We start from the raw sequence: 22,745 nt of genomic DNA on the forward strand, positions 1-22,745 counted from the left end.
ACTAAAACGCTTACCCCAATAAAAACAACAACTAAAGCCCACTTAAGCAGGCTTTAGTTACTTGCGGCTTAGAAGTCTACACAATTGCGTTGAGCGAAGTCTTTGACGCGGGTGATGTTGTCGTTTACCAAGTCTGACTTAACTTAATTAGAACGCTGAATTAGAGAGTTGAATTAGAAAGCTGAATTAAAAAGCCAATTGGGCGATTTGGGTTTGCTTTTTTGATAGGAAAGTGCGGACGGCTTGGATTAGGTCGATGAGTTCTTTTGATGGAACGACGAAGGGGTCGCTTTGTATCTGCATGATTTTGACGATGTTGTTGAGCTGCTGCTTTCCTTGGAGGGAATAGCGATCCGCTAGCGCTAGGTTATCTGTGGTTGATTTTGCTCGTGGAGCTGCTTGGAGTAAATGAAGGTTTTTCATCTGACTGCCAACTTAGGATACGACCCAGCCGAAGCTGGCCCAACAAAGACCCACCATAACTGGCGGACTCCGGCCACAAAAAAACACGCGGTGCGTGTTTTAGGCCGCTACGGTAACAAACGGGGTGAGATTCCCGACACTTGATTTTGCCGATGCAAGGAGAATGTTAGATCAAGATTGGGCGGGGGTCAATGGAGAAAAAATAGTGAACTGTTTGAGAGGATGGGAAGAGTAACGCCCATAGCAGGCGCATTTATGTATGTGATTGTTTTTATGCCAGCGTAGGACCCTGTAACAGATTCTGTGTAACTACCATTTAGTTAAGGTGCTTTTCGAGTCGCTCCTCGAACTCAATAATAAATCGACTCATCGCTTGGCGCCAGTTTTGAATGGGCATTGTCCATTTTTTACTGGCCTCTCTAATGGCAAGATAAACCATTTTCCTCGCAGAATCGTCGCTTGGGAAGACTTTACGTTTTTTAATGGCTCTACGGATGACACTGTTCAGTGATTCAATAGCGTTCGTTGTGTAGATCGCTTTGCGGATATCGTCAGGGTAACTAAACAGTGTATTAAGATTATGCCAGTGATTGCGCCACGATTTGGTGATTTGCGGGTATTGATCGTCCCAGACGCCTGCGAAACGATCTAACTCCAACAAGGCTTCTTCTTCCGTTGCAGAGCGGTAAACTTGCTTTAAGTCCGCCGTCACCGCTTTGTAGTCTTTCCATGATACATACTTCAATGAGTTGCGTACCATATGCACGATACACAGTTGAATGCTGGTTTGTGGGAAAACGGCATTGATGGCTTCTGGGAAGCCTTTTAGACCATCAACACAAGCGATGAGAATATCTTCTACACCACGCTGCTGAAGCTCAGTGAGGACGTTTAGCCAGAACTTAGCCCCTTCGTTCTCAGCAATCCACATGCCCATGAGTTCTTTATGACCGTCGGTGTTGATACCGAGTGCCAAGAAAATCGATTTATTGATAACACGCTTATCTTGGCGGATTTTCAACACAATACAATCAAGATACACAATGGGATAGATGGCATCCAAGGGGCGTGCTTGCCATTCAGTTACTTGCTCGATCACCGCGTTGGTAACACGTGATACCAGTGTCGGAGATATCTCAGCACCGTACCATTCATCGAAGGCATTGACGATGTCTCGGGTGCTCATACCTTGCGCGTAGAGCCATAGGATTTTATCGTCCATGGAAGTAAAGCGGGATTGGTGCTTTTTGACCAGCTTTGGTTCAAAAGAACCTTCGCGGTCACGAGGCGTATCCAGTTCAAACTCACCATCTTCCGTCTTAATACGCTTACTGTTCTTACCATTACGACTGTTGGTTGACGAGGATTTTTGATGTCTCTCGTAACCCAGATGCTCATCCATCTCTGCATTCAAGGCCGCCTCAACGGTAATCTTCTTCAGCATTTGGCTAAATTCGTTAAGATCCTCAGGCGTTTTAATGCCTTTGGCGGCTTCTTTTGCGAAGGCTTCCAGTTCTTTTTGGTTCATTTGCATCTACCTATCCTTAATTCTCTATAGAATATGTTGTGATAGGTAGTTACACAAAATTAGTTACAGTCTCCAGCGTAGCGACCGGCATAAAAACGAGCGCCGGAATAAATGTCGACCTGACTATGTTTGTTATGGCTTGTGCTCATTTAACGTTCTCAGAATTAATACGCTAAGCTCTGCATAATTTGTTGCTACACGTGAACCTATTTCGTGATTTTCAGAGGAAATTCCTGCTCCATGTAATGCCTTGCTTTTTAATTCGCACAGCTCGCTGAATTGCTTTGCTTCCTCAGTATCTAATATTTGAAACTTTCGTAAGTATTTGAGAATATTTTGATCTGACCTTATCAGCTTTTCATCAAGTTTTGGGCTATGCCTTAGAACTGCCAATTTCCCTGCCTTCCTTATATGGAAAAAGGCATTCCAAATTGATCTGCTTGGGTCGCTCTCAGCAAAATACAGTAATTCCCTATAAACATCCCTTAAGTATGACTCAGTTTCACTTACCGGCCTGATACTATCATCGTTGCCAACTTGCTGGAGTTTTTCAATTTCGTCTCGCTTCTCGAAAGCGAGTTCCATTATCCTCTCTTCTGAAAGTTCAACCACACTATCTTTATGCGATAACTTTGTAATCCTCCCAAGTAGTTTTGCGAACTCACTTCGCAATGAGAAGAAAACAATCAATATGACGATTGGCCACACTAAATTATCAATTAGTTTTACTACGGCATCCAACCAGTTCATTGATTACTCTCTCTTGAGCCATAACATTTTAATAGTGCGCATCCGCGTTTAAACAATCCCAAGACCTTCCCAAAAACCTTACAAATCATTGAATAATAAAAATTATATAAAGCTATTCACAGAAATTGAAACTGGAAAAACGAGCATGCGCGTTTACACATTTATCCACAGCGCGTTATTTCTGGTGCGGATATTCTTATCCATTGATACTAAAAGACTTTGTCGTTTCCTACCAGCACAAAGCGCGCACAATCGGATTATTTAAAATGTCTAACGCGCAAAAATGAGATCACTTCAAAAATTAACTGTATATGCATACATTAATCCCCACAAAATCAAACAACTTCACTAACCACAACACTACACCGATACCCTGCTTTGCTGTCGCCTCGGGCGGTGACTTTGTCGATGGACAAGTTGCCTTTCATTTCGGGTGGGAAGGTGCCGTTTAGGGTGAGGATACCTTCTGCGACGAGTTTTGGTTGCCCTTACCTAGTAAATAAGTGCGTCTAGTGTGACGCTGGAGCCTTGGCGTTGGCTTTTGATGAGGTCGTCTTGGCAGGCTTGTTGGGCGGTGGTTGGGTTGTCGTAGCTTTGGCGTAGTTTCTTATACGGTGCGGTGCCGACTTGTACGGTGTGTTCTTCCCCTGTGTTGTTGTTTGTCCAGTTGGCTTTGGGCTGAAATATTGGCAGGTGCGGGTTGGTCGGTTTTACCGTGGTGAAATTAAATATCAGTCGCAAAGACGGACAAGTTCGAGTCGGTGTGACAGCACCAAAAAAACGTAATGGCAAATCGTGAGGAGATTTATAAAGGCATTAAAGAATGAAATAAAAATGATTTAAAAAAGGGAGAGTTTAGAACTTTGGGGAGATTAAGGTGGCATCTCTACCAGCCGCACCTCGGCACACAAGTCCACCGCTGTGGCTGCTTCCTTCCGGACCTGACCAGATTAACGGTTTATCGTTGCGAGGGGACCAGCAGAGACACCATAAAGGAGGCTTGTTGACCTTGGGGCGCAATTATACGCAGCAAAATCGAAATATCAACCGCCTTTCTTATGTATTTTCAAATACTTATGAATTGGCGCTTATCACTGCCCTTTTCAACTTCTTCTCTGCTCTTTTGCTTCTTAGTATCAAGCTATAACGCCGCTTCTATTTACGGTAAGATACGCGCCATTCAGAATCATAGGAGTAGCGAGTTGAAGCTATTTGTAAAGAACCTAACCCACGTGGATTTTTCCTATTTTGATGCCAAGCGTGGTTTGTTGGGTGAAAGCTGGAAAACAGACATTGTTCTGACCGGCAAGTTAAACGATGAAAGCATGATTTGTGATTTCAGTATCGTCAAAAAGCAAATCAAGAAATGGCTCGATGACAACATTGATCACATGCTGGCGATTCCTGCCAAACACAGCGGATCAACACTTACGCCATTGGCTGATGATCGCGTTTCTTTTCACTTCGATCATAGTCATGTAAACAATAAAGAAGCCACTGACGACAAACGCGTATTTCAGTGCGATGCGCCGACTCAAGCGATTTGCGTATTGCCAATGACAGAAGTCACACCAGAAGCCGTCGCTAAATGGGTTGAGTCGCAAATCCTGAATCTGCTGCCTGCGGAATTAGAGGCCGTTAGCGTGCGTTTTTCACCAGAGCAAATTACTGGCGCGCAATACCAATACAGCCATGGCTTGAAAAAACACGCAGGCAATTGCCAGCGGATTGCTCATGGCCATCGTTCTACAGTTGAAATATATGCTGATGGCGCACGTAATGCCGCCATGGAACACGATTGGGCAAAGCGTTGGGAAGATATCTATTTAGGCACTCAAGAAGATTTGATTAACCAAGTCACAGAAAACGGTGTGGACTATCACTACTTTAGCTATATCAGCCAACAAGGTTTGTTTGAGCTAAAAATAGACAGCAATCAAGTTTACATGTTGGATTGCGATACAACGGTTGAATCGCTTTCCGCCCATATTGCTGACGTATTGGCAGAAGAGAATCCAGGTACGCATATTGAAGCCCACGGCTTTGAAGGCATCGGCAAAGGCGCAATTTCAGAAAAAATAAAGGCAAGAACATGAGCTTAAAAGAATACGAAAATCTCGCCAAAGGCGAAAAGCTATCCCTAGACACAGTATTAGCGAATTTGAAAACAGACGAGCATGGCTTGGTCGCAGCAATCGCACAGCAACATGATACTGGCGAAGTTTTGATGCTGGCATACATGAACGAGAAATCCATTCGTGAAACCCTAGAAACAGGTCACGTATGTTATTGGTCTCGTTCACGCCAAACCTACTGGCGCAAAGGCGAAAGCTCTGGGCATCGCCAAACCTTGGTCTCTATGTCATTTGATTGTGATGGCGACGCCATTCTTGTCAAAGTGGATCAACAAGGCCCTGCTTGTCATACAAATCGACGCGATTGCTTCTTTTTTACCGTTGAAGGTAATGACGTGGTTATTAGCTCCGCACCATTGAAGAGCAAATAAGATAAAAATAACGCACAATAATGAAGCATTTTGGTAAAAACCACTATGCTTCTCCCTCCTTTTCGAGTTACCTTAGGTCTTGTTAGCTTTTCTTGCACACTTCATGAAAATTGTGCAGTTCAAGCTGAGCAATTAAAAAACAATAAAATTTAGACATCTCAAAAAAGTAACCTTTTCGCCATAATTCAATCTTAAAAAACGCTAAATCAAACGCAATAACCACTTAAAGCGCTTCACTCGAACCAAGGGAACGCAATTGGCATAGGTATTGCTGAAATGAGATATCGACCAACATTCTTAACTCATAAGGTTTACTATGTTAAACATGTCCGTACGCACCAAAATACTCTCTCTTATTGCACTCTTTTCGTTAGTCATTGTTGGCATGAGCGTTAGCTCCGCACTCACTAGTAAATCCGTGTCTTCAGAATTACAAAGTCTTTCCTCCCAAAGTCTTCAACTGGTTAAAAATTTAGAAAAAAGCCGTCAGCTTTTATTACAGCAATCCGTTGAGTTTGAGCGTGGTTACTTCCAAGTCTCTATTGCCAAAACCATTGTTGGTTACGGTACAGAACAAATTGAAGAGTCGGCTGATAAATTCAAAACCTACACGGGAGAGCTGGTTACTAGCATAGAAAATGTCAAAAGCATTCTAGCCAACATGCCAAAACATGACGGGTTAGAAAGCCTACTAGAACAGATCAAAGCCCTAGAAAAGCAACAAGCCATCTTCTTAGAAGCCAGTACAGAGACTTACAGCTGGTGGGTAAAACTCAACACCATGAAGGCGAATAAATTTCGACGCACTGCTGATGAAAGCTTAACCACAGTAAACCAGCAAATGGAGGCGATTATTGTCTCTATCAATGAATACAGTAGCGCCGTTGCCGAAAACCAAAATCAAAAGTTAGATCAAACCATTTACACCAGTGGCGTTTTAGCGGTGGTATTAATTGCGATAGGTCTGGTTTTCAGTATTTTTATTGTAAACGGCATTTGTCGACCGTTAATTAAAGCAGTACGCCGTGCCGAAGACATTGCCTCAGGAAATTTGAATCAGAGCACAATCTCCGGCACACGCAAAGACGAAATCGGCATGCTGGAAACCGCAATGGATAAGCTGGTAACACAACTGAGCAGTATTTTGCACGATGTGGCAGAATCCAGTTCGATGCTGACCAATGCCGCCAATGATCTAAACCGCATTACCGATGAATCTTCCGAGATGGTTGACCGTCAGCAAGAAGAGACCAACTTCATTTCTCAGGCAATACAAGAAATACAAGGGACTGCCGTTCATGTGTCTGAATCCACCACAGATGCAAGCCAAGCAGCCCACGATGCCGAGAACGCAGCAAACGAAGGCACAGCCATCGTTACGAAAACAATCCTCAGCATTCAGGAGCTAGCATCTGAGATTTCCAGTTCTGCGGATACCATTAATGAACTGCAATCTAACACCAAAGAAATCAGCAATATCCTTAACGTTATCCTAGGGATTGCCGAACAAACCAACCTACTCGCCCTAAACGCCGCGATTGAAGCCGCGCGAGCCGGTGAACAAGGTCGCGGCTTTGCCGTGGTGGCCGATGAAGTGCGTCATCTTGCACTGAACACACAAAACGCCACACAAGAAATCGAGAAAATGATCGCTCTCTTACAAAGCGGCACCAGCTCGGCCGTGAAAGCCATGACGTCTAGCCATCAGCGCTCTACCGATGCGGTGAATCAAGTGAAACACGAAGAAGAATCGCTGCGCCACATCAACCAATCTGTGTCTAAGATTCGCGATATGAACGATAGAATTTCAGCAACCGCCGAAGAACAAGCCTCAGTAACCGCTGAAGTAAGCCGCAACGTTGAAAACATTACCGAGATTGCTTCACGTACCACGAAATCGATTCATTCGATCAGCAACTCAGCTGGACAGCTAGCTTCATTAGCCACACAATTGTCGACAAAAATCAGCTATTTCAAAGTATAGAGCTACAGCAGTATACTGTTTAGATTAAGATTTCAGGGGAAGTCACTCACTTCCCCTTTTCATTCCTAGGAGAAAATCATGTGTCGTTGGATGGCGTATCAAGGTGATGCGGTTTACCTTGAGTCATTACTCTTTAAACAAGAGCATTCTTTAATTCATCAAAGCTTAAGCGCCAGAAAATCGGAAGTCACAGTGAACGCTGATGGCTTTGGTCTTGGTTGGTACGATGAACGTGAAGAGCCAGGCCTTTACCATGAAGTGTTGCCTGCATGGAGTGATAGCAATTTAAAAAGCTTAGCGCGACACATCAAAAGTGGCTTGTTTTTCGCACACGTTCGCTCTTCTACTGGCACAGAAACCAACCGCTCAAATTGCCACCCATTCAGTTACAAGAACTGGTTATTCATGCACAACGGGCAAATTGGCGGCTATGAGTCTTTGCGCTGGCAGTTGGATCGCTTGATTCCAGAGCATCTTTATAGCCATCGTCATGGCGCGACAGACTCTGAAGTTATTTTCTTATTGATGATCGCCAACGGTTTAGAAACTAATCCAGAAAAAGCCATTGAAGAAACTCTGGCGCAAATTATGGATATGATGAAACAGAAGAATATAAAAGACCCGCTGCGCTTCACGGCGGTTTTTTCAGACGGGGAAGAAATCACCGCGATACGCTTTTCCAGTGATGAACTGGCGCCAAGTTTGTATTGCAAGCAATTTGAAAAGCACATCGTGATTGGCTCGGAACCACTCGATCACTGCAGCGACAGCTGGACTCAAGTGCCTGCGGGACATATTGCCAAAATAAAAGGCCAAAACTACCAAATCCAACCTTTGTCTGAACTGTTAAAAATGACCGCCTAGCGGTCATTTTAATAATTAATTTATCTTCGAGACCTTTGCATTCATATTATTGCCTCTTTGTATTCCTACTTCCTTTGACCAACATCATGCTGCTTAAACATTTGACTGTTACCCTTATGAGGTAATTTATTCAATTGTATTGATTCAATTTAAAGGAGCTAACATGATCAACTACCAGCTAAGCAATAAAAAAGCCATGGTAACAGGCGGCGCATCAGGGATTGGTTTAGCCTGTGTCGAGTTATTAGCATATTCATGTGCCGATGTCGCTATTTGGGATCTACACGAAGAAACATTAGAAAAAGCCAAGCAATCTATCAGCAAATACGATGTGAAATGCATCACCATCAAAGTCGATGTCAGCGATCCAGAATCTGTCAAAGCTGCTATGGATGAAACGGTTAAGCAACTTGGCAGTCTAGACATCGCGGTCAACAACGCAGGCATTGGTGGCCCAGCTTGCAAATCTGGCGATTACACCACAGAAGATTGGTTAAAAGTGATTGATGTGAACTTCAACGGTGTTTTTTATTGCCAGCGCGAAGCCATTGTTGCCATGCGTAAAAATGGTTCTGGCAGCATTATCAACATGGCATCCATCCTTGGCCAAGTAGCTTTCCCAGGCTCACCGGCTTACGTCAGCGCAAAACATGGCGTGGTTGGCATGTCCAAAGCCGCTGCGGTTGAGCACGCAGAGGACAACATTCGTGTAAACGCTGTCGGACCTGGCTTTATTCATACGCCTTTGGTCGATGAACATTTAGATGCAGAGACACTAGACATGCTCGCTGAAAAACACGCAATGAAACGCCTTGGTAAACCAGAAGAAGTTGCTCACCTTGTGGCTTGGTTAGCCAGCGATGCGGCGTCTTTTGTTACTGCATCCTATTATCCTGTAGACGGTGGTTACCTCGCACAGTAAATCTACCTAGATAGCTTGTTACTAAGCGATAAAACAAAAAAACCTCATCTTGGATCAAGGTGAGGTTTTTTATTGCGATACTATTTATGCGTCCTTCTTTTATGCGCTCTCTTTTTCTCGATAAGCGTAAGTCGCATCAAAACGTGACTGAATCCAGTCACCGCTTAAAATAGCGTCGTATTTCGCAGGGCTTTCTGTGGTCGCGCAGCTGGGAACGCACTCAACATTGGTTTCGTAGTCTGGCTCCACAAAGAATGGGAACGAGTACCGATGCACATCTGGCAAAGATGCACGCACACGGTGTGCAGTTGAGACGTATTCGTCGTTGGTCCAACGCTGCATTAAGTCACCGATATTCACCACTAAGGCATTGTCGATTGGCGTCGCATCGACCCATTCGCCTTTGCGGTTCTTCACTTGTAAGCCACCTATTTGATCTTGCAGTAGCAAGGTGACACAACCGTAATCCGTATGCGCACCGGCACCATTGTCATGATCGTTGGCTGGACGCGGCGGATAATGAATCATGCGCAACACGGTCACGTGATCTTTAAAGCCACGCACAAAGAAATCGTCTTCCAAAGACAGCGCTTGCGCCATAGCAGTCAGTAGTTTTTGTGCTACTTGAAAAGCCTCTACATAGTATTCTTGCAGTACTTCAACTGTTGCTGGATCACTTGGATTTTGATTAGGGCCGTAAGCCGTCGGATATTTAATCGCCAAAGGGTGGTCTGTAGGAAAGTCCAACGCCATATCAAAGGTTTCTTTCCAATCCGCATGACCAATTTCGTCGAGCTGCTCTTCGCCAATATTGCCGTAACCGCGATGATTAATGCTGTTTTTAATGTCGATGGCGTTTTTCACATCTTGCGGCTGATTAAAAAATCGCTTGGCTTCGCGCATTAGCGCTGCCATCAATTCTTTCGGAATGCCTGTATTGGTAAGGTAGAAGAAACCAATCTCACGGCACGCCTTATCTAAGGCTTTAATTTCAGTCTGACGGACAGACTCGCTCTCGTGAATCAGTTTAGAGAAATCAATCAATGGAATGGACATTACGCGTTCCTTAGGCTCTGGAAGACAGTTTAATAAGTTGTGTGTGCTTGGGATTAAAGCGTTTTAGACCCACTTCGCCAAAATCCACAAAAATCATTTGTTTGGCGTCTTGCTCTTGTCGTACGACAACACCTTGACCGAACTGATCGTGGCGAACTTTGTCGCCGGGCTGCAAAAGGCTCTTTCCTTCAACGCGATGACGAAAGGTCAGCGACGGAGAAGGATCAACCGCATTTAAATAGCGCTGAAACACCGAACCTTTCTCCGTATCAATTGGCGTGCCAACATTTTCGACATACCAAGCTTCGCAAATACGACTCACCGCATACGGTTGTGCTTCAAACACAAAACGCGATAAGGACAAGCTCTTTAGTGCCGCTCGGGGAATATCACCCTGCTTCATACGTTTGTGCTCATCAGCACTTGGGGATTCGAGCAGAACTAATTTCTGTTTTGCCCGCGTTATGGCCACATAAAACAAACGTCGCTCCGACGCCATATCACTGGCGGCTTGTTTATCAATGACGCTTAAGTCTTCATCGTAATAAGGGAAGCGCCCTTCTTGTAAGCCTGACAATAATACCTGGTCGAACTCCAAGCCTTTCGACTTGTGAATCGTCATCAAATGCACGCCATGCACATCGTCCGTTTGTTTTTCATTCAAGGTGGCGAGTTGTTCTAAAATCGATTTGGCATCGCCGCCAACACCATGCACATACGCCATAAAGGCATCACAGGTAGCGATTTTCTCTTGAGTCTGGATATCTTTGCTGCTGGTGCTTTCGAAGTAGCGATAAATGCCTAACTTCTCCAATGTATGCGCCAAGCCTTGCGCCGGATCGGTGCGATAAATACCAAGGCTGCGCAACCAGTCAGCACGCTCGTAGAGTTTTTTGGCGCGCCAACCATCTGTCGCGTCAGCAACGGATTCGATAATCTGTGGCAGCAAATGCGGTGATTGTTTGGCTTGTTGGATCAAGGTTTTACGTTGTGCCAGCGAACCGCCAAGGCTCGGAATCATTAGCAAGTATTCGATATCCTCGGGATGAAAAAACGTGCTGGTATTTTCCAAGCCACCAGCAATCACCGCAAGATACGCCATTAGCATGCGAATCTGACGATTTTCTAATAGCGGCGAATCACCATGCAATTGATACGGCACGCCTTTGTGCATCAAGGCTAATTGCACTGGAACCATGTCACTGTACAAGCGCACCAGCACCGCGGTATCGCTCAATGCACGACCTTCTTCCACCCAAGATTTCAGCTCGCCCAACAAGGCTTTGCCTGTCTTCGGTGCGCGGGCAAAAGACACTCGCGTGCGTTCACCGGCACCAATTACCAAGGCATCAGGATCGTTTTCACTGATCAAGCTCGACGCCATTAAACCGACGGCATGGCCAAAACGAAAACTGGTACTTAACGGATACGTGACCACATTGGCAAAGTCTTGATCAAACTGACTCGCCATAATCTCTGGACTAGCACCGCGCCATTCATAAATACACTGTTGCACATCGCCCACAATCATCCATTGGCAAGGCGCAGGATAAAGCAATTTTAATAGCTCGTATTGGCAAGGATTGATGTCTTGAAATTCGTCGATTAATAAGTAGCGGAAATCTGGCACTAGGCCACGTACTCTCACGCGTTCCTCATTCTCTAATTGACTGAGCAATTCATAAGGGTCGCTGAGCAAATCGGCAAAAAAGCGGATGTTATTACGTTTGCGTAGCTTCTCTAACTCATCGTATAACGCTGGGAAAAACTTACGCTCGCTGGACCAGCCCAAAGCTTCAAAAACGATCTGCGCGGGTTGGTCAGAAGCTTTCACTTGATCGACAAATAACAGCACGTCTTCCAGCCAATCTTTCTCGTCCAAAATAGCGATTTTCTCACCATTGCGAACCAGACGCTGCAAGGCCTCGCGTAACATCTTTACCAAGCTAAAATCGTCGGTAATGAGCTTGGCAGCAGACAACCAACCTTGCTGTTCCAAACGACGACAGAACTTCATCCCAAAGGCATGAAAGGTCATCACACTGGGGGAACGCAAATGCCCAGCAGTCATGAGTCGCTTGCTCAAACGCTCGGAGAATTCTTCCTGCGCGCTTTTGTTAAACATAAACACGCCAATGTGAGACGGATCCACACCCTGAGCCAATAAATGCTCGATACGAGAAATTAACGTGGTGGTTTTACCCGCGCCAGCCACGGCAATGACTTTCGCTGGCGACGTGAGATCATGATTTACAACAAGCTTTTGCTCATCGGTTAACGAGGTGGTCACCTCAGTATTGGGCTGTACTTGTGTCAAAATAATCTTGCCTAGTCTTTATACGATTGGATCTTCAATTGCTAATTTTCGACTTTTTACTCTTTAAGCTTTCTAATCTTCAAACAGCTTGCCAATTTCACGAAACGCCAGATGTTCTCTGCCAGCGATCTTGGCGATGGATTCACCACACACCACCAAACGACGCTGCACTCGGGCGAAAAATACGCCATTGGTTCGCGCCACCAAAGGATAACTAGAGGTTTCTACATCATCGTCCATCAGGTTTACCACTTCGCCAATCACCTCGCCCACTTCCACTTCTTCGCCAATGGCTTTGTGGTAACAGACAATACCAGCACACGGCGCTTTTACTAAATCCATGGCATCCAGTGGATAATATTCAACGTCGCTGTCATCAATCGCGGGTGACTTACCAGCAATCACTTCTCGCAACACAAGATAATCGAACAAGGCTTGTGCATCTTGCTCGGCAAACTCGTTGGATATGTCGTTTTCGCCACGCAATTCTACCGTTAAAGAGCGGCTTCCCCAAGGAATCAAATGGGCATAATGGGCTTTTAAATCACGCCACACGCTGACATTGGTTTCATCAAACGAGGCCGCACCCGTTTCTAATTCAGACAAACCCACTTTTGCACCCAATAGCGCCAATAATGGCTTAAAGTGACTTTCAAATTCTTGTGCCACATAGGCGTGCATACTGGCTTCCCCGGAACAATGCAGATCGATAATTTCATCTGCATCCATAGACAAAGCCAACAAGGTTTTCTTCATGCCTTGCAGTTCGGTGGTTTCTGGCAACAACACCAATTCGTCGTGAATCGCTTGACGAACAATGTCTATATTGCTTTCTATATCACCCGTTATATCGCCCTTGATGCGCTTTTCAACTTTCGCGCCCAGCTGCGGCCAATTACGATTAAAATTACCGCCACCGTCCGAAAAAGCAAAACGCCCAGGAATATAACCGTGGAAGTTCTGCGCCAAACCAATCGGGTTCGCCACAGGCACGATGACAATCTCACCTTGAATCAATCCGGCTTCGTCCGCTTTCTTCAGCTTTCTCAGCAAGGTGTTAAGCACCAAAAACCCCGGCCATTCATCCGCATGTAATCCCGCCTGAAAATACACTTTAGGACGCGCACCCGCCTCACCAAAGTGATGGGCTTTTAACACACGCTGAGTGCCCGGTGTCGCGCTCGGTAATACATGAGAGTAGATTTGATAAGACATAACACCTCGAAAAAAGCTGTAAAACATTCGCCCAATTTGAGCCTGCAACATGGTACGCTAAAACCAATTTTTAATAAAAAACAATTCCTTAAATAAAGGACTGTAAGAAACAAGGATCTATTTACGTCTAAGCTTTCGTAAAGATTAAAACAACTAAAAAACATCAGGAGAAAGGAATGAAAAAATCGTTTGTTGCTGCTTCCATCGCGGCCACCCTAGCCTTATCAAGTTTTTCAGCGGTCGCCAATGCAGCGCCACAAAACTGGCAAGACACCTTACAACAAGCCAAGGGCCAAACCGTGTATTTCAATGCTTGGGGTGGTGCCGACAACATTAACGATTACATTCAGTGGGCCGCCGATCGTATAAAAGACGAGTACGATGTCACCTTAAAACAAGTGAAACTGACCGATACTTCTGATGCGGTCAATCGCGTATTAGCTGAAAAAGCAGCAGGCAAAAACAGCAATGGTTCAATCGATCTAATCTGGCTAAATGGCGAAAACTTTCGCGCCATGAAAGACAACAATCTGCTGTTCGGCCCGTTCAGCCAATCACTACCAAACTACATAACTTACGTGGACGAAAACGCTCGTCAAAGTTTAACCCAAGATTTCGGCACGCCTGTTGATGGCATGGAATCGCCTTGGGGCATGGCGCAAGTCATCTTTATGTATGACACCGCAACCTTGAGTAATCCACCCAAATCCATTGCCGACTTACTCACTTACGCCAAAGCGCATCCAGGACGAATCACTTACCCTGAGCCACCGCAGTTCCTTGGTTCGACCTTTTTGAAACAAGCCTTGTATGAATTAACACCTTACCGCAAAGCCCTTTCGCAGCCAGCTGACAGTGTGGATTTCGAAAAAATCACTGCGCCTTTGTGGGCGTATCTCGATCAACTGCACCAAGTCGCATGGCGCAACGGCCAAACGTTCCCATCCAGTTCTGAAGAAATGGTGCGTCTGCTTGATGACCAAGAGATCGACATTGCTTTGAGCTTTGATATTTCCTCTGCATCAGTACAAATCGATAAAGGCAACCTGCCCGATACGGTTCGTTCTTATGTCTTCACTGGCGGCACCATTGGTAACACCCACTTTCTAGCCATTCCTTATAACAGTGGCGCGAAAGCTGGAGCGCAAGTCGTGGCAAACTTTATGTTGTCGCCAGAAGCACAAATCAAAAAACAAACGCCGACTATTTGGGGCGACTTAAGTGTTTTATCTTACGCAAAATTGCCTGCGTCTGAACAAGCCAAATTTGACGCTCTGCCTCGTGGTATCGCAACATTAAGCATTGAAGAGTTAGGCCAAACGTTACCCGAGCCACACAGTAGTTGGGTGGGAGCGCTGGAAGCGGAGTGGCGTAAGCGTTACGCACAATAATTAGCTAAATAAGAAGCAAGATGCCGATAAAACACGCTAAATGGATCACGGGGATTATCACCCTGTTGCTGATCTTTCCTATTGTCATTGGCTTGGTCGGCACCTTGCTTCCTGCGTTTGCGTATTTTCCGCCTCTTGGTGAATACAATCTTTCTTTCACCCCTTGGTATAATCTATTTGCTCAAGGGGAATTTTACGCCAGCTTAAAACTCACGCTAATTACCGGTATCGCTGCACCTCTGCTCGCTCTTTGGTTCGCCCTGTCGCTGTTGGCTTGGGGTTATCAGCGTCCGTTTTTCCAAAAAATCGAAGCACTTTTATCACCGATTTTGGCGATTCCCCATGCAGCCATTGCCATTGGCCTGTTGTTTCTATTGAGCCCATCCGGTTGGTTAGTTCGCTTGTTCAGCCCATGGCTAACAGGATTTGATCGACCGCCTAACTGGATTACCGTACAAGATCCTTATGGCGTTTCGTTGATTCTCGCCCTTGTGGTCAAAGAAATGCCCTACCTGTTGTTTGTTATGCTCGCCACCATGAAGAGCATCAAGGCACGAGAAAGCCTACAAGTCGGTCAAGCCCTCGGTTACAGCCGTTTTACCTTGTGGCGAAAAGTGTTAATTCCTCAGTTATATCCAATCATTCGTTTGCCTATTTTCATCGTCATTGCTTTTAGTTTGACGGTGGTGGATTTAGCCTTGGTGATTGGCCCCAACACACCGTCAACACTGGCGGTAACTTTATTACGCTGGTTTAATGACCCCGATTTATCCATGCGTTTAATGGCAAGCGCTGGCGCAATTTCCCTTATGTTGGTAATTGTTGTTGTCTTAGCAGGCTGGGAAGTGGCGCATTTGTTGTTTAGCAAGCTAACCCGAGCAGAGCGCAGCAATGGCAAGCGTTTTGGATTAACCGACAGCTTACTCCGATTGGGTGTTGTTTTGGGCCTACTCGCCTTATTGAATGCCTTTGTGGCTCTGGCTTTGCTGCCGATTTGGTCACTTACTCGACGCTGGCGGTTTCCCGATGCGTTACCAAGCCAATGGACTTGGGACAATATCGACCGCGCCACACCGCTGTTGATTGAGCTCACTTCGAACACACTGACCATTGCATTAATTGCCACACTGTTAGCCTGCGTCATCAGTCTTGTTATGTTGGAAACCAAACGTCGTTCTCACTCCACCGACTATGGTAAACAGCACGTATTCGATTGGCTGATTTACGTGCCGATTCTTTTGCCGCAAATCGGCTTTTTATTTGGTTTGCATGTGTTGCTGATTTATCTGAACCTCAATGGCGACTTGTGCGCCATTATTGCCCTGCATTTGATGTATGTTTTGCCTTATGTTTACTTAACGCTGAAAGGCCCCTATTTGGCATACGAAGAGGAATACTTACTACAAGCCAATCGACTCAATCATCGCCCTTGGCGCAATTATGTCTTAGTTAAAATAGCCATGCTAAAACCAGCGATATTCACCGCTTTTGCCATTGGTTTTTCCGTCAGTATCGCCCAATATTTACCAACTCTTATCGCGGGTGAAGGCCGTTACAGCACTTTAACAACCGAAGCCGTTGCCCAAGCTGCATCGGGCGACAGAAAACAAGTGGGCAGCATGGCGATGTTGCAAGCCTTCTTTCCCATCATGGTATTTTGGCTCGCACAATTTATCCCACAACGCTGGACTCGGTGGCGATTGGTGTTAAAAAATTTGTTTAGCAGAAGGAATAAATCGTGCTCAGTGTAAATGCGTTTTCTTTGTCTTTGGGCGATAAGACACTTATTAAAGATTTGAGCTTCGAAATCGCCGATGGTCAGGTTTTGTCCATCATGGGGCCAAGCGGCATTGGCAAATCCAGCCTACTGCATTTTTTAAGCGGATCTTTATCACCGAATTTAACTACCACTGGCGAAGCCTTTTTAAACGACGAAGCTTTGCACACAAAATCCATGCAAGATCGAAAAGTCGGCTTATTACAACAAATGCCCTTGCTGTTCCCACACATGAGCATCATAGAAAATCTGCTCTTTGCTATCCCTGCCGACATCAACAAAGCAGAACGCATCACCATGGCACAACACGCCTTGGAAAAACTCGGCATTCCCGACAAAGCCAACGCCCTACCGAAAGAACTTTCCGGCGGCCAACAAGCCCGTGTTGCCCTGCTCCGCACCTTGCTTTCCAAACCAGATTACCTACTACTCGACGAACCCTTCAGCAAACTCGACCCAGCTCTAAGACGCGACGTAAGAGCCTTTGTACTAAACGAGATACGCCAAGCGAACATACCCGCGCTGCTTGTCACACACGATCCTGAGGATGCAAAAGCCATGGAAGGAGAATGTTTGGAATTGGGGAACTAGCAATCCTCTAAAAGAATAAAAAGAATCTAACCCAACAGACACTTTTTGCGATATTGACTGGGCGTTTGGGCAAACAATCCTTTAAAAGCATGGATGTAGGCGGAGTCAGATTGATAACCTAACTCCAAGGCGATGTTCTGAATAGATAGGTTCTTTTCAAGTAACTGTAGTGATAAAACCAATCTGATGTTTTGTCGCCACATGGCGAACGATTGATTAAATTCTTTTGCACAAAGCCTCGACAAGGTTCGTGGTGATGCGCCGACTTTTACCGCCCATTCGCTAAGGGTTAAGGCCAAGTCTGGCTGTTGATTCAATTCTACGAAGATCGCCATCAACCTTCTGTCATTTGGAATGAGCAAAGGAACTTCATAACTCTCTGCTATGGCAATTTGATCTCGCAATACGTTCAGCAAGTTCGTCGTCATTTGCTCTGAATAATCCTCTACTCCTTGTTCAACCAACAATACAATCAGCTCTTTTAAAAATGCTGTTACCAAACAGGACTTTGCATTATTTCCATAATTGACAGTGCTTTTTGGGTTTAAATACACCGCTAAAAATTGCGTTTTCGTTACCGATACTGACTTATGAATGGTATTGGCAGGAATAAAGAGCAGCCCGTTATGGGGAACGATAATACTCTTACCCTCAATAGTAGATTGCAGCAGACCAGAAATAGGAAATAACACTTGGTGCCATGAATGCGTGTGTAATTCCTCTACGCCATTCGCGGGCAGATTAATTATTTTCGAAACGACTTGATGATGAGAAAAATGTTGAATGAGTTCGTTTGCATTCATGGTTGGCAACTTATCAATGTTTTATGTCATATAGGATAAATTAAGCCATCGAAATTTGAAATAGCATATGCCTTCACCCAGTAAGTTATCAGCAGGTAAGGTTTATGAGTATTGAAGTATGGTTAGTGTATTTTGGGACAGTGTTGGCGTTCATGTTTCCACCGGGGGCAAGCCATATTCTTATGCTGTCTAACAGTATTGGTAGTGGTTTCAGAAAATCCATCGCGACCGCTTGCGGGGATCTTACGGCTAATTTCTTGCAAATGACGGCAGCCTCTATTGGTTTAGCCGCGAGCCTTCAGTCCTCTCAGCAGGTTTTCGAAGTGATTAAATGGACAGGCGTTGCCTATCTTGTTTATTCAGGTTTGAAGTTATTTTTCTCGAATCAATCAAGTCTCAAGGCATCCCAACCTAGGACCATTCGATCTTTATATTGGCAGGGTTTTATCACCTCGGCATCCAACCCTAAAGCCATTATTTTTTTTGCGGCGCTCTTCCCTCAGTTTATCTCTTTGTCAGAGCCTTTGCTGCCGCAGTTTATCGTCTTGAGCATCACCTATCTTATTGTTGATGGTTTATTCTTGTGTTTCTATGGCAGATCCGCGGCCTTTTTTGCAAAGAAATTTCAATCTAGTATCGGGCAATATTTTAATAAAATCTCTGGCTCCCTTCTGATTGCAGCCGCCGTCATTCTTGGCTTTAAGAATGTTGATTAGCAAACGATCTATTCAGTGACCGTTAAAACCTTGTTTAGAGCCCTTTTTGATAAGGATTATCACGACACATATGCTATATTTTCCAAAGCACTTATGATTGATGAATTAGCACCAGAGTGGAAATATATCCTCTCGAAAAAGGTAAAAAACAGATAGACTGTTAGCTAATACTAAAATCAACCGGATGATTGATAATGAGCAAAGTGATAGAAACGGAACTGCCTCTAAATAGTCTTCTTGCTGATCGTATCCAGCAATCCGATTTCGTCGATTGCTATTCTGTTCAATCAAACCTATCACCTCGCCAAGCAGCAAACGTCGTTACTGACTTCCCCGGTTGGGCGCGTTTATTAGTAAGCATTCGAAATTCTGTTGTTTCTAAATTTGGCTTATCAAGCGATGGGCCAGAAGCCTCAGATAAGGTTGGCTTTTTCCCTGTTGAATCAGAGAATGATCAGGAGTTGATCGCTGGATTTGACGATAAACACTTGGACTTTAGGGTGTCTGTTATATCTCAAGATGGGCAAGTATTTTTATCGACTTGGGTACATCCGCACAATATCGGCGGAAAGATCTACCTTAAAACGATTCTTCCCTTTCATGTTTTAATTGTTCGGAATGCGTTGGCTCGCGTTCGGACGGTAAGTTTGTTTACTAATGACTAAAATCTCTTATACAAAAGAATAAACAATTTCAGAAGGATCGACGCACTTGTACCAGTTATATTATTACCCGTTAAACGCCAGTATGGCTCCTCATTTCATACTTGAAGCCTTACAAGTTGATTTCGAGTTGACCCTTGTCGATAGAAATAGCAAAGCCCAAAAGTCTCCTAGTTATTTAGCACTAAACCCCGCTGGGCGCATTCCTACCTTAATAGATGATGGCTTCGCCATTTTTGAAAGTGCAGCAATCTGCATACACTTAGCTGAATCACACCCAACATCTAATTTGATGCCGCCAATAGGCGATAAAAACAGGGCATTATTTTTTCAATGGCTGATGTATTTAACCAACACCTTACAAGCAGAGCTGATGATCTATTGCTACCCAGAGAAATACACAACAGAGATTAATAGCGTCAGCGGCATTCTCGCCGCTCAAGACACAAGAATCACTGAAATACTAACGCTGCTTGACCATGAATTGGAAAGCAAAAGCTTCCTGGTAGGAGAAACAATCAGTGTCTGTGATTACTTTCTTTTTATGCTGGCCGTGTGGGCAGACGAACTAAAAAAACCACCTCTATCCTTCAAGAATCTTTCTCGATATCTACGCCAATTGGCTCAACATAAAGCGATCATTACAGTCTGTCAAAAAGAAGGCCTAAACCTTGCTGACTATTACTAAAGAAGGAAGCCAACATGCCTGAACTCAAAGCAGAAAGAGCCATCGCAGAAACATTCCTCAAGGAAATGCTGAGAGCCGATGACACAGGTAACTATGCGTTATTTGTGAAGCATTACGAAGAGGAGGATCTGATCAACTTTTCTCCTGAGCGTTTTGAGCAAAACATCAGCAAGCCAAAAATGGCAAGAACATGAGTTACGAATATTTTGGGGCATTAAAAGGCTATCACGACGGTAAACGTGACGCCTGCTATCTCATGCAGCAGCAAAATGAATAGAATCATTAGATTAATTGAAAAAGACAATATTCGTGTGAAAGCGCTTGAATGCGTTGCTTATCTTGACTTACCTGAGTGTTATATTGCAGCAGGATTTATCAGAAACTTAGTGTGGGATTCGTTACATAACAAACAAATACCAACGTCGTTAAATGATGTTGACGTGATTTATTATGAAGTCAACGAAAGCAACGAGACCGCGCATCTAGAATATGAATCTCGCTTGTCAGCCTTGATGCCCGAGCTAAATTGGCAAGTTCGCAACCAAGCCAAAATGCATTTAAGAAATGGCGATAAACCCTATCTAAACTTGATCGATGCAATGAGCTATTGGCCTGAAAAAGAAACGGCTGTCGCGATTCGCCAACTCGAAAATAAAGACTATGAATGCGTATCAGCCTTCGGCTTTGATTCACTATTTGACTTAAAGCTAAGTCACAACCCAAAACGCACAAAAGCCATATTTGAACATCGTCTTTCATCAAAAAAGTGGCTATATCATTGGCCTAAGATAATTATTACTTATTAGCCTCTTAATCTCCGAAAAGGAGGCCGAATCTGAATATTTGAAATAATATTTCCATATTTATTCAGACTTAGCCTCATTAATTTTAAACTACTAATTTAATCGTTCCCTCTACTTATTTACCAAAATAACTCACCCTTTCCTTTTATAAAGCTGCAAAACAATAAAGAAATAAACTACAGCACTAATAGTTAGATATGTAATATTTTAAAATTAAAACACTTACATAACTAATCATTAGAGATGACATTTATTTTAAAACTTAAAATTAGATCTAAACGCTTATTTTTAGGGCGTTGACGCGCATTTTTGGAGCAAATATACACGTCTATTTTATTGATTGAAATGTGAATTTTCAGCTTTTTATGAATTTTTTACATATTTCTCTATGTGTTTGTTTTGAGCGCTTTTTTTGATGGTTTGATGTTTTATTAACTGCCATTTATGCTTTTTCTTGACGTACTTTTAATTTAGCCTACTTGCAACCCCACAAATATTTAATTACTACTGTATGAAGTTTTTCAAATTACACAGAGTTTTAAGGGAGGCGTTATGCAGAATTTATGGCAAGAAAATATTCTCTTCGCTGAAAACTTGCGCAAGCAGTTGCACGCTCATCCCGAGCTCAGCTGGCAAGAAAAAAACACCGCGTCGTTGGTCAGAAGCCAACTCGATGCCTTGGATATTCCATGGCGTGCTTGTGCCGATACAGGAACGGTCGCGTGGTTGAACAAAGACGCCAAAGGGCCAGCGATTGCTTTACGTGGTGATATGGATGCCTTGCCAATTGACGAGCAAACAGGCAAGGAATGGCAATCGGTGAACCAAGGCTGCATGCACGCTTGCGGTCACGATGGTCACACGGCAACTTTGTTAGCAACGGCACGCTGGTTAAAACAGTTTGAAGCAGAACTCCCTCAGCCTGTGGTGTTGATATTCCAACCTGCAGAAGAAGGTTTTCATGGCGCCCGTGAAATGATCAAAGATGGCGCATTGGAAAACGTCAGTGCAATTTATGGTTGGCACAACTGGCCAGCTCTGCCTTACGGCACGATTGCTTGTCCTGACAATATTGTCATGTGTGGCAATGGAACTTTCAGTATCGAGTTCAAAGGTCGTGGCGGTCACGCCAGTCAACCAGAATTATGTGCCGATCCTTTGTTAGCGGCCAGTGCGGTGAATGTGGCTTTGCAGCAAATCGTCAGTCGACGCATTGCACCGCAAGCCACAGCCGTAATCAGCGTAACGCAAATGAACGGCGGAACCGCGCCAACGGTGATTCCAGAAACAGCGACGCTAAGCGGCAGCATTCGTGTTCCTGACGAAGCGACTCGGCAGCTAATCAACCAACATATTACCGATGTCGCCACGCAAACTGCGGCGGCTTATGGCGTGGAATGCGTTGTACAACACGACATGCGCTATCAAGCGACCATCAATCATAAAGACCAAGCCACAAACGCTCGCGAGGTTTGGCAATCGCTTTATGGCGAACAAACACTAAATCACGGACAAGCCCTGCCAATCATGGCGTCGGAAGATTTTAGCTACTATTTGCAAGCGATTCCCGGTGCGTTTGCCTTGATAGGCAGTGACGATGGCGAAGGTCACAACGTGGCTTGTCACAGTCCGCATTACGATTTCAATGATCGATTGATTGCCGATGTCTGTCGTTGGTTTTGCCAACTCGCAGGCCTTACCGATCAATCACTACCAAAGCACTCAATACCAAAGCAATAAAACCCAAAA

The 22,745-nt window shown here is 44.5% G+C and carries 22 protein-coding genes and 1 other RNA gene; 14 read left to right on the forward strand and 9 right to left on the reverse strand.

The annotated features are described in order from the left end of the window. Window positions 1–186: 186 nt before the first annotated feature. The 5 genes from ACO05V_RS15010 to ffs form a co-directional block, all read right to left on the reverse strand. Window positions 187–423 (reverse strand): hypothetical protein, encoded by a 237-nt coding sequence (locus ACO05V_RS15010; RefSeq protein WP_421853114.1) that lies wholly within the window; start codon window positions 421–423, stop codon window positions 187–189. 316 nt (window positions 424–739) lie between these two features. Continuing rightward, window positions 740–1,951 (reverse strand): IS256 family transposase, encoded by a 1,212-nt coding sequence (locus tag ACO05V_RS15015; protein WP_338269659.1) that lies wholly within the window; start codon window positions 1,949–1,951, stop codon window positions 740–742. Window positions 1,952–2,083: 132 nt separating this feature from the next. After that, on the reverse strand, window positions 2,084–2,701 hold the full coding sequence (locus ACO05V_RS15020) for a hypothetical protein (RefSeq protein ID WP_421853117.1): 618 nt from the start codon (window positions 2,699–2,701) through the stop codon (window positions 2,084–2,086). 492 nt (window positions 2,702–3,193) lie between these two features. After that, a complete protein-coding gene (locus ACO05V_RS15025) occupies window positions 3,194–3,493 on the reverse strand; it encodes a hypothetical protein (protein WP_421853120.1) in 300 nt (99 codons plus the stop codon). A gap of 92 nt (window positions 3,494–3,585) precedes the next feature. Then, an RNA gene (gene ffs, locus ACO05V_RS15030) (signal recognition particle sRNA small type) lies at window positions 3,586–3,682 on the reverse strand. 221 nt (window positions 3,683–3,903) lie between these two features. On the opposite strand from ffs, the gene ACO05V_RS15035 reads away from it, so the two are divergent. The 5 genes from ACO05V_RS15035 to ACO05V_RS15055 all read left to right on the forward strand — a co-directional run bounded on the left by ACO05V_RS15035 (window position 3,904) and on the right by ACO05V_RS15055 (window position 8,977). Continuing rightward, window positions 3,904–4,797, forward strand: a complete 894-nt coding sequence (locus ACO05V_RS15035; RefSeq protein ID WP_421853123.1) for a 6-carboxytetrahydropterin synthase — start codon at window positions 3,904–3,906, stop codon at window positions 4,795–4,797. Further along, window positions 4,794–5,207 (forward strand): phosphoribosyl-AMP cyclohydrolase, encoded by a 414-nt coding sequence (hisI, locus tag ACO05V_RS15040; RefSeq protein WP_421853126.1) that lies wholly within the window; start codon window positions 4,794–4,796, stop codon window positions 5,205–5,207. Before ACO05V_RS15035 ends, hisI begins: the two co-directional genes overlap by 4 nt. A 316-nt stretch (window positions 5,208–5,523) precedes the next feature. Then, window positions 5,524–7,191 carry a methyl-accepting chemotaxis protein gene (locus tag ACO05V_RS15045; protein WP_421853129.1) on the forward strand — a complete coding sequence of 556 codons (1,668 nt, stop codon included), beginning with the start codon at window positions 5,524–5,526 and terminating at the stop codon, window positions 7,189–7,191. 78 nt (window positions 7,192–7,269) lie between these two features. Next, window positions 7,270–8,055 carry a class II glutamine amidotransferase gene (locus tag ACO05V_RS15050; protein WP_421853132.1) on the forward strand — a complete coding sequence of 262 codons (786 nt, stop codon included), beginning with the start codon at window positions 7,270–7,272 and terminating at the stop codon, window positions 8,053–8,055. A gap of 163 nt (window positions 8,056–8,218) precedes the next feature. Beyond that, window positions 8,219–8,977 (forward strand): SDR family NAD(P)-dependent oxidoreductase, encoded by a 759-nt coding sequence (locus ACO05V_RS15055; protein ID WP_421853135.1) that lies wholly within the window; start codon window positions 8,219–8,221, stop codon window positions 8,975–8,977. Window positions 8,978–9,076: 99 nt separating this feature from the next. Here ACO05V_RS15055 and ACO05V_RS15060 read toward each other — a convergent pair whose 3' ends face one another. The 3 genes from ACO05V_RS15060 to ACO05V_RS15070 all read right to left on the reverse strand — a co-directional run bounded on the left by ACO05V_RS15060 (window position 9,077) and on the right by ACO05V_RS15070 (window position 13,565). After that, the gene (locus tag ACO05V_RS15060) at window positions 9,077–10,033 is read right to left on the reverse strand and encodes an isopenicillin N synthase family dioxygenase (RefSeq protein WP_421853138.1); all 957 of its coding nucleotides are present in this window, start codon (window positions 10,031–10,033) and stop codon (window positions 9,077–9,079) included. Between the two features lie 10 nt (window positions 10,034–10,043). After that, complete coding sequence (locus ACO05V_RS15065; RefSeq protein WP_421853141.1) at window positions 10,044–12,350, reverse strand: ATP-dependent helicase; 2,307 nt, start codon at window positions 12,348–12,350, stop codon at window positions 10,044–10,046. Between the two features lie 72 nt (window positions 12,351–12,422). Next, window positions 12,423–13,565 (reverse strand): succinylglutamate desuccinylase/aspartoacylase family protein, encoded by a 1,143-nt coding sequence (locus ACO05V_RS15070; protein ID WP_421853144.1) that lies wholly within the window; start codon window positions 13,563–13,565, stop codon window positions 12,423–12,425. 176 nt (window positions 13,566–13,741) lie between these two features. Between ACO05V_RS15070 and ACO05V_RS15075 the strand changes: the two genes are divergently transcribed. The 3 genes from ACO05V_RS15075 to ACO05V_RS15085 are packed head-to-tail and all read left to right on the forward strand — an operon-like array spanning window position 13,742 to window position 17,324. Then, window positions 13,742–14,956: an ABC transporter substrate-binding protein gene (locus ACO05V_RS15075; protein WP_421853147.1), complete on the forward strand. Its 1,215-nt coding sequence runs from the start codon at window positions 13,742–13,744 to the stop codon at window positions 14,954–14,956. 20 nt (window positions 14,957–14,976) lie between these two features. Then, on the forward strand, window positions 14,977–16,707 hold the full coding sequence (locus ACO05V_RS15080) for an ABC transporter permease (RefSeq protein WP_421853150.1): 1,731 nt from the start codon (window positions 14,977–14,979) through the stop codon (window positions 16,705–16,707). Beyond that, complete coding sequence (locus ACO05V_RS15085) at window positions 16,695–17,324, forward strand: ATP-binding cassette domain-containing protein (protein ID WP_421853153.1); 630 nt, start codon at window positions 16,695–16,697, stop codon at window positions 17,322–17,324. The genes ACO05V_RS15080 and ACO05V_RS15085 overlap by 13 nt, the downstream gene beginning before the upstream one ends. A gap of 26 nt (window positions 17,325–17,350) precedes the next feature. Here the strand turns inward: ACO05V_RS15085 and ACO05V_RS15090 are convergent, their stop codons facing one another. After that, the gene (locus ACO05V_RS15090; protein ID WP_421853156.1) at window positions 17,351–18,127 is read right to left on the reverse strand and encodes an AraC family transcriptional regulator; all 777 of its coding nucleotides are present in this window, start codon (window positions 18,125–18,127) and stop codon (window positions 17,351–17,353) included. 104 nt (window positions 18,128–18,231) lie between these two features. On the opposite strand from ACO05V_RS15090, the gene ACO05V_RS15095 reads away from it, so the two are divergent. The 6 genes from ACO05V_RS15095 to doeB2 all read left to right on the forward strand — a co-directional run bounded on the left by ACO05V_RS15095 (window position 18,232) and on the right by doeB2 (window position 22,736). Then, on the forward strand, window positions 18,232–18,843 hold the full coding sequence (locus ACO05V_RS15095) for a LysE family translocator (RefSeq protein ID WP_421853160.1): 612 nt from the start codon (window positions 18,232–18,234) through the stop codon (window positions 18,841–18,843). 194 nt (window positions 18,844–19,037) lie between these two features. Next, complete coding sequence (locus tag ACO05V_RS15100) at window positions 19,038–19,508, forward strand: DUF2867 domain-containing protein (RefSeq protein ID WP_421853163.1); 471 nt, start codon at window positions 19,038–19,040, stop codon at window positions 19,506–19,508. 46 nt (window positions 19,509–19,554) lie between these two features. Beyond that, complete coding sequence (locus tag ACO05V_RS15105; RefSeq protein ID WP_421853166.1) at window positions 19,555–20,193, forward strand: glutathione S-transferase family protein; 639 nt, start codon at window positions 19,555–19,557, stop codon at window positions 20,191–20,193. Window positions 20,194–20,207: 14 nt separating this feature from the next. Continuing rightward, entirely contained in the window at window positions 20,208–20,387 is a 180-nt protein-coding gene (locus tag ACO05V_RS15110) for a hypothetical protein (RefSeq protein WP_421853169.1), read from the forward strand. A 75-nt stretch (window positions 20,388–20,462) separates the two neighbouring features. Beyond that, window positions 20,463–20,999, forward strand: coding sequence for a nucleotidyltransferase family protein (locus ACO05V_RS15115; protein ID WP_421853172.1), 537 nt, complete (start codon window positions 20,463–20,465; stop codon window positions 20,997–20,999). 549 nt (window positions 21,000–21,548) lie between these two features. Further along, window positions 21,549–22,736 carry a N(2)-acetyl-L-2,4-diaminobutanoate deacetylase DoeB2 gene (doeB2, locus tag ACO05V_RS15120; protein WP_421853175.1) on the forward strand — a complete coding sequence of 396 codons (1,188 nt, stop codon included), beginning with the start codon at window positions 21,549–21,551 and terminating at the stop codon, window positions 22,734–22,736. Window positions 22,737–22,745: the final 9 nt, after the last annotated feature.

This window comes from Marinomonas sp., from assembly GCF_965225885.1.
Lineage (GTDB): Bacteria > Pseudomonadota > Gammaproteobacteria > Pseudomonadales > Marinomonadaceae > Marinomonas.

What these genes read in the sequence shown, in the direction of transcription:
- ACO05V_RS15020 (WP_421853117.1), bottom strand. Translation starts at nt 2,701, where the DNA reads ATGAACTGGTTGGATGCCGTAGTAAAACTAATTGATAATTTAGTGTGG.
- doeB2 (WP_421853175.1), top strand. Translation starts at nt 21,549, where the DNA reads ATGCAGAATTTATGGCAAGAAAATATTCTCTTCGCTGAAAACTTGCGC.
- ACO05V_RS15095 (WP_421853160.1), top strand. Translation starts at nt 18,232, where the DNA reads ATGAGTATTGAAGTATGGTTAGTGTATTTTGGGACAGTGTTGGCGTTC.
- ACO05V_RS15045 (WP_421853129.1), top strand. Translation starts at nt 5,524, where the DNA reads ATGTTAAACATGTCCGTACGCACCAAAATACTCTCTCTTATTGCACTC.
- ACO05V_RS15115 (WP_421853172.1), top strand. Translation starts at nt 20,463, where the DNA reads ATGAATAGAATCATTAGATTAATTGAAAAAGACAATATTCGTGTGAAA.
- ACO05V_RS15110 (WP_421853169.1), top strand. Translation starts at nt 20,208, where the DNA reads ATGCCTGAACTCAAAGCAGAAAGAGCCATCGCAGAAACATTCCTCAAG.
- ACO05V_RS15055 (WP_421853135.1), top strand. Translation starts at nt 8,219, where the DNA reads ATGATCAACTACCAGCTAAGCAATAAAAAAGCCATGGTAACAGGCGGC.
- hisI (WP_421853126.1), top strand. Translation starts at nt 4,794, where the DNA reads ATGAGCTTAAAAGAATACGAAAATCTCGCCAAAGGCGAAAAGCTATCC.
- ACO05V_RS15070 (WP_421853144.1), bottom strand. Translation starts at nt 13,565, where the DNA reads ATGTCTTATCAAATCTACTCTCATGTATTACCGAGCGCGACACCGGGC.
- ACO05V_RS15100 (WP_421853163.1), top strand. Translation starts at nt 19,038, where the DNA reads ATGAGCAAAGTGATAGAAACGGAACTGCCTCTAAATAGTCTTCTTGCT.
- ACO05V_RS15060 (WP_421853138.1), bottom strand. Translation starts at nt 10,033, where the DNA reads ATGTCCATTCCATTGATTGATTTCTCTAAACTGATTCACGAGAGCGAG.
- ACO05V_RS15090 (WP_421853156.1), bottom strand. Translation starts at nt 18,127, where the DNA reads ATGAATGCAAACGAACTCATTCAACATTTTTCTCATCATCAAGTCGTT.
- ACO05V_RS15010 (WP_421853114.1), bottom strand. Translation starts at nt 423, where the DNA reads ATGAAAAACCTTCATTTACTCCAAGCAGCTCCACGAGCAAAATCAACC.
- ACO05V_RS15050 (WP_421853132.1), top strand. Translation starts at nt 7,270, where the DNA reads ATGTGTCGTTGGATGGCGTATCAAGGTGATGCGGTTTACCTTGAGTCA.
- ACO05V_RS15080 (WP_421853150.1), top strand. Translation starts at nt 14,977, where the DNA reads ATGCCGATAAAACACGCTAAATGGATCACGGGGATTATCACCCTGTTG.
- ACO05V_RS15015 (WP_338269659.1), bottom strand. Translation starts at nt 1,951, where the DNA reads ATGAACCAAAAAGAACTGGAAGCCTTCGCAAAAGAAGCCGCCAAAGGC.
- ACO05V_RS15075 (WP_421853147.1), top strand. Translation starts at nt 13,742, where the DNA reads ATGAAAAAATCGTTTGTTGCTGCTTCCATCGCGGCCACCCTAGCCTTA.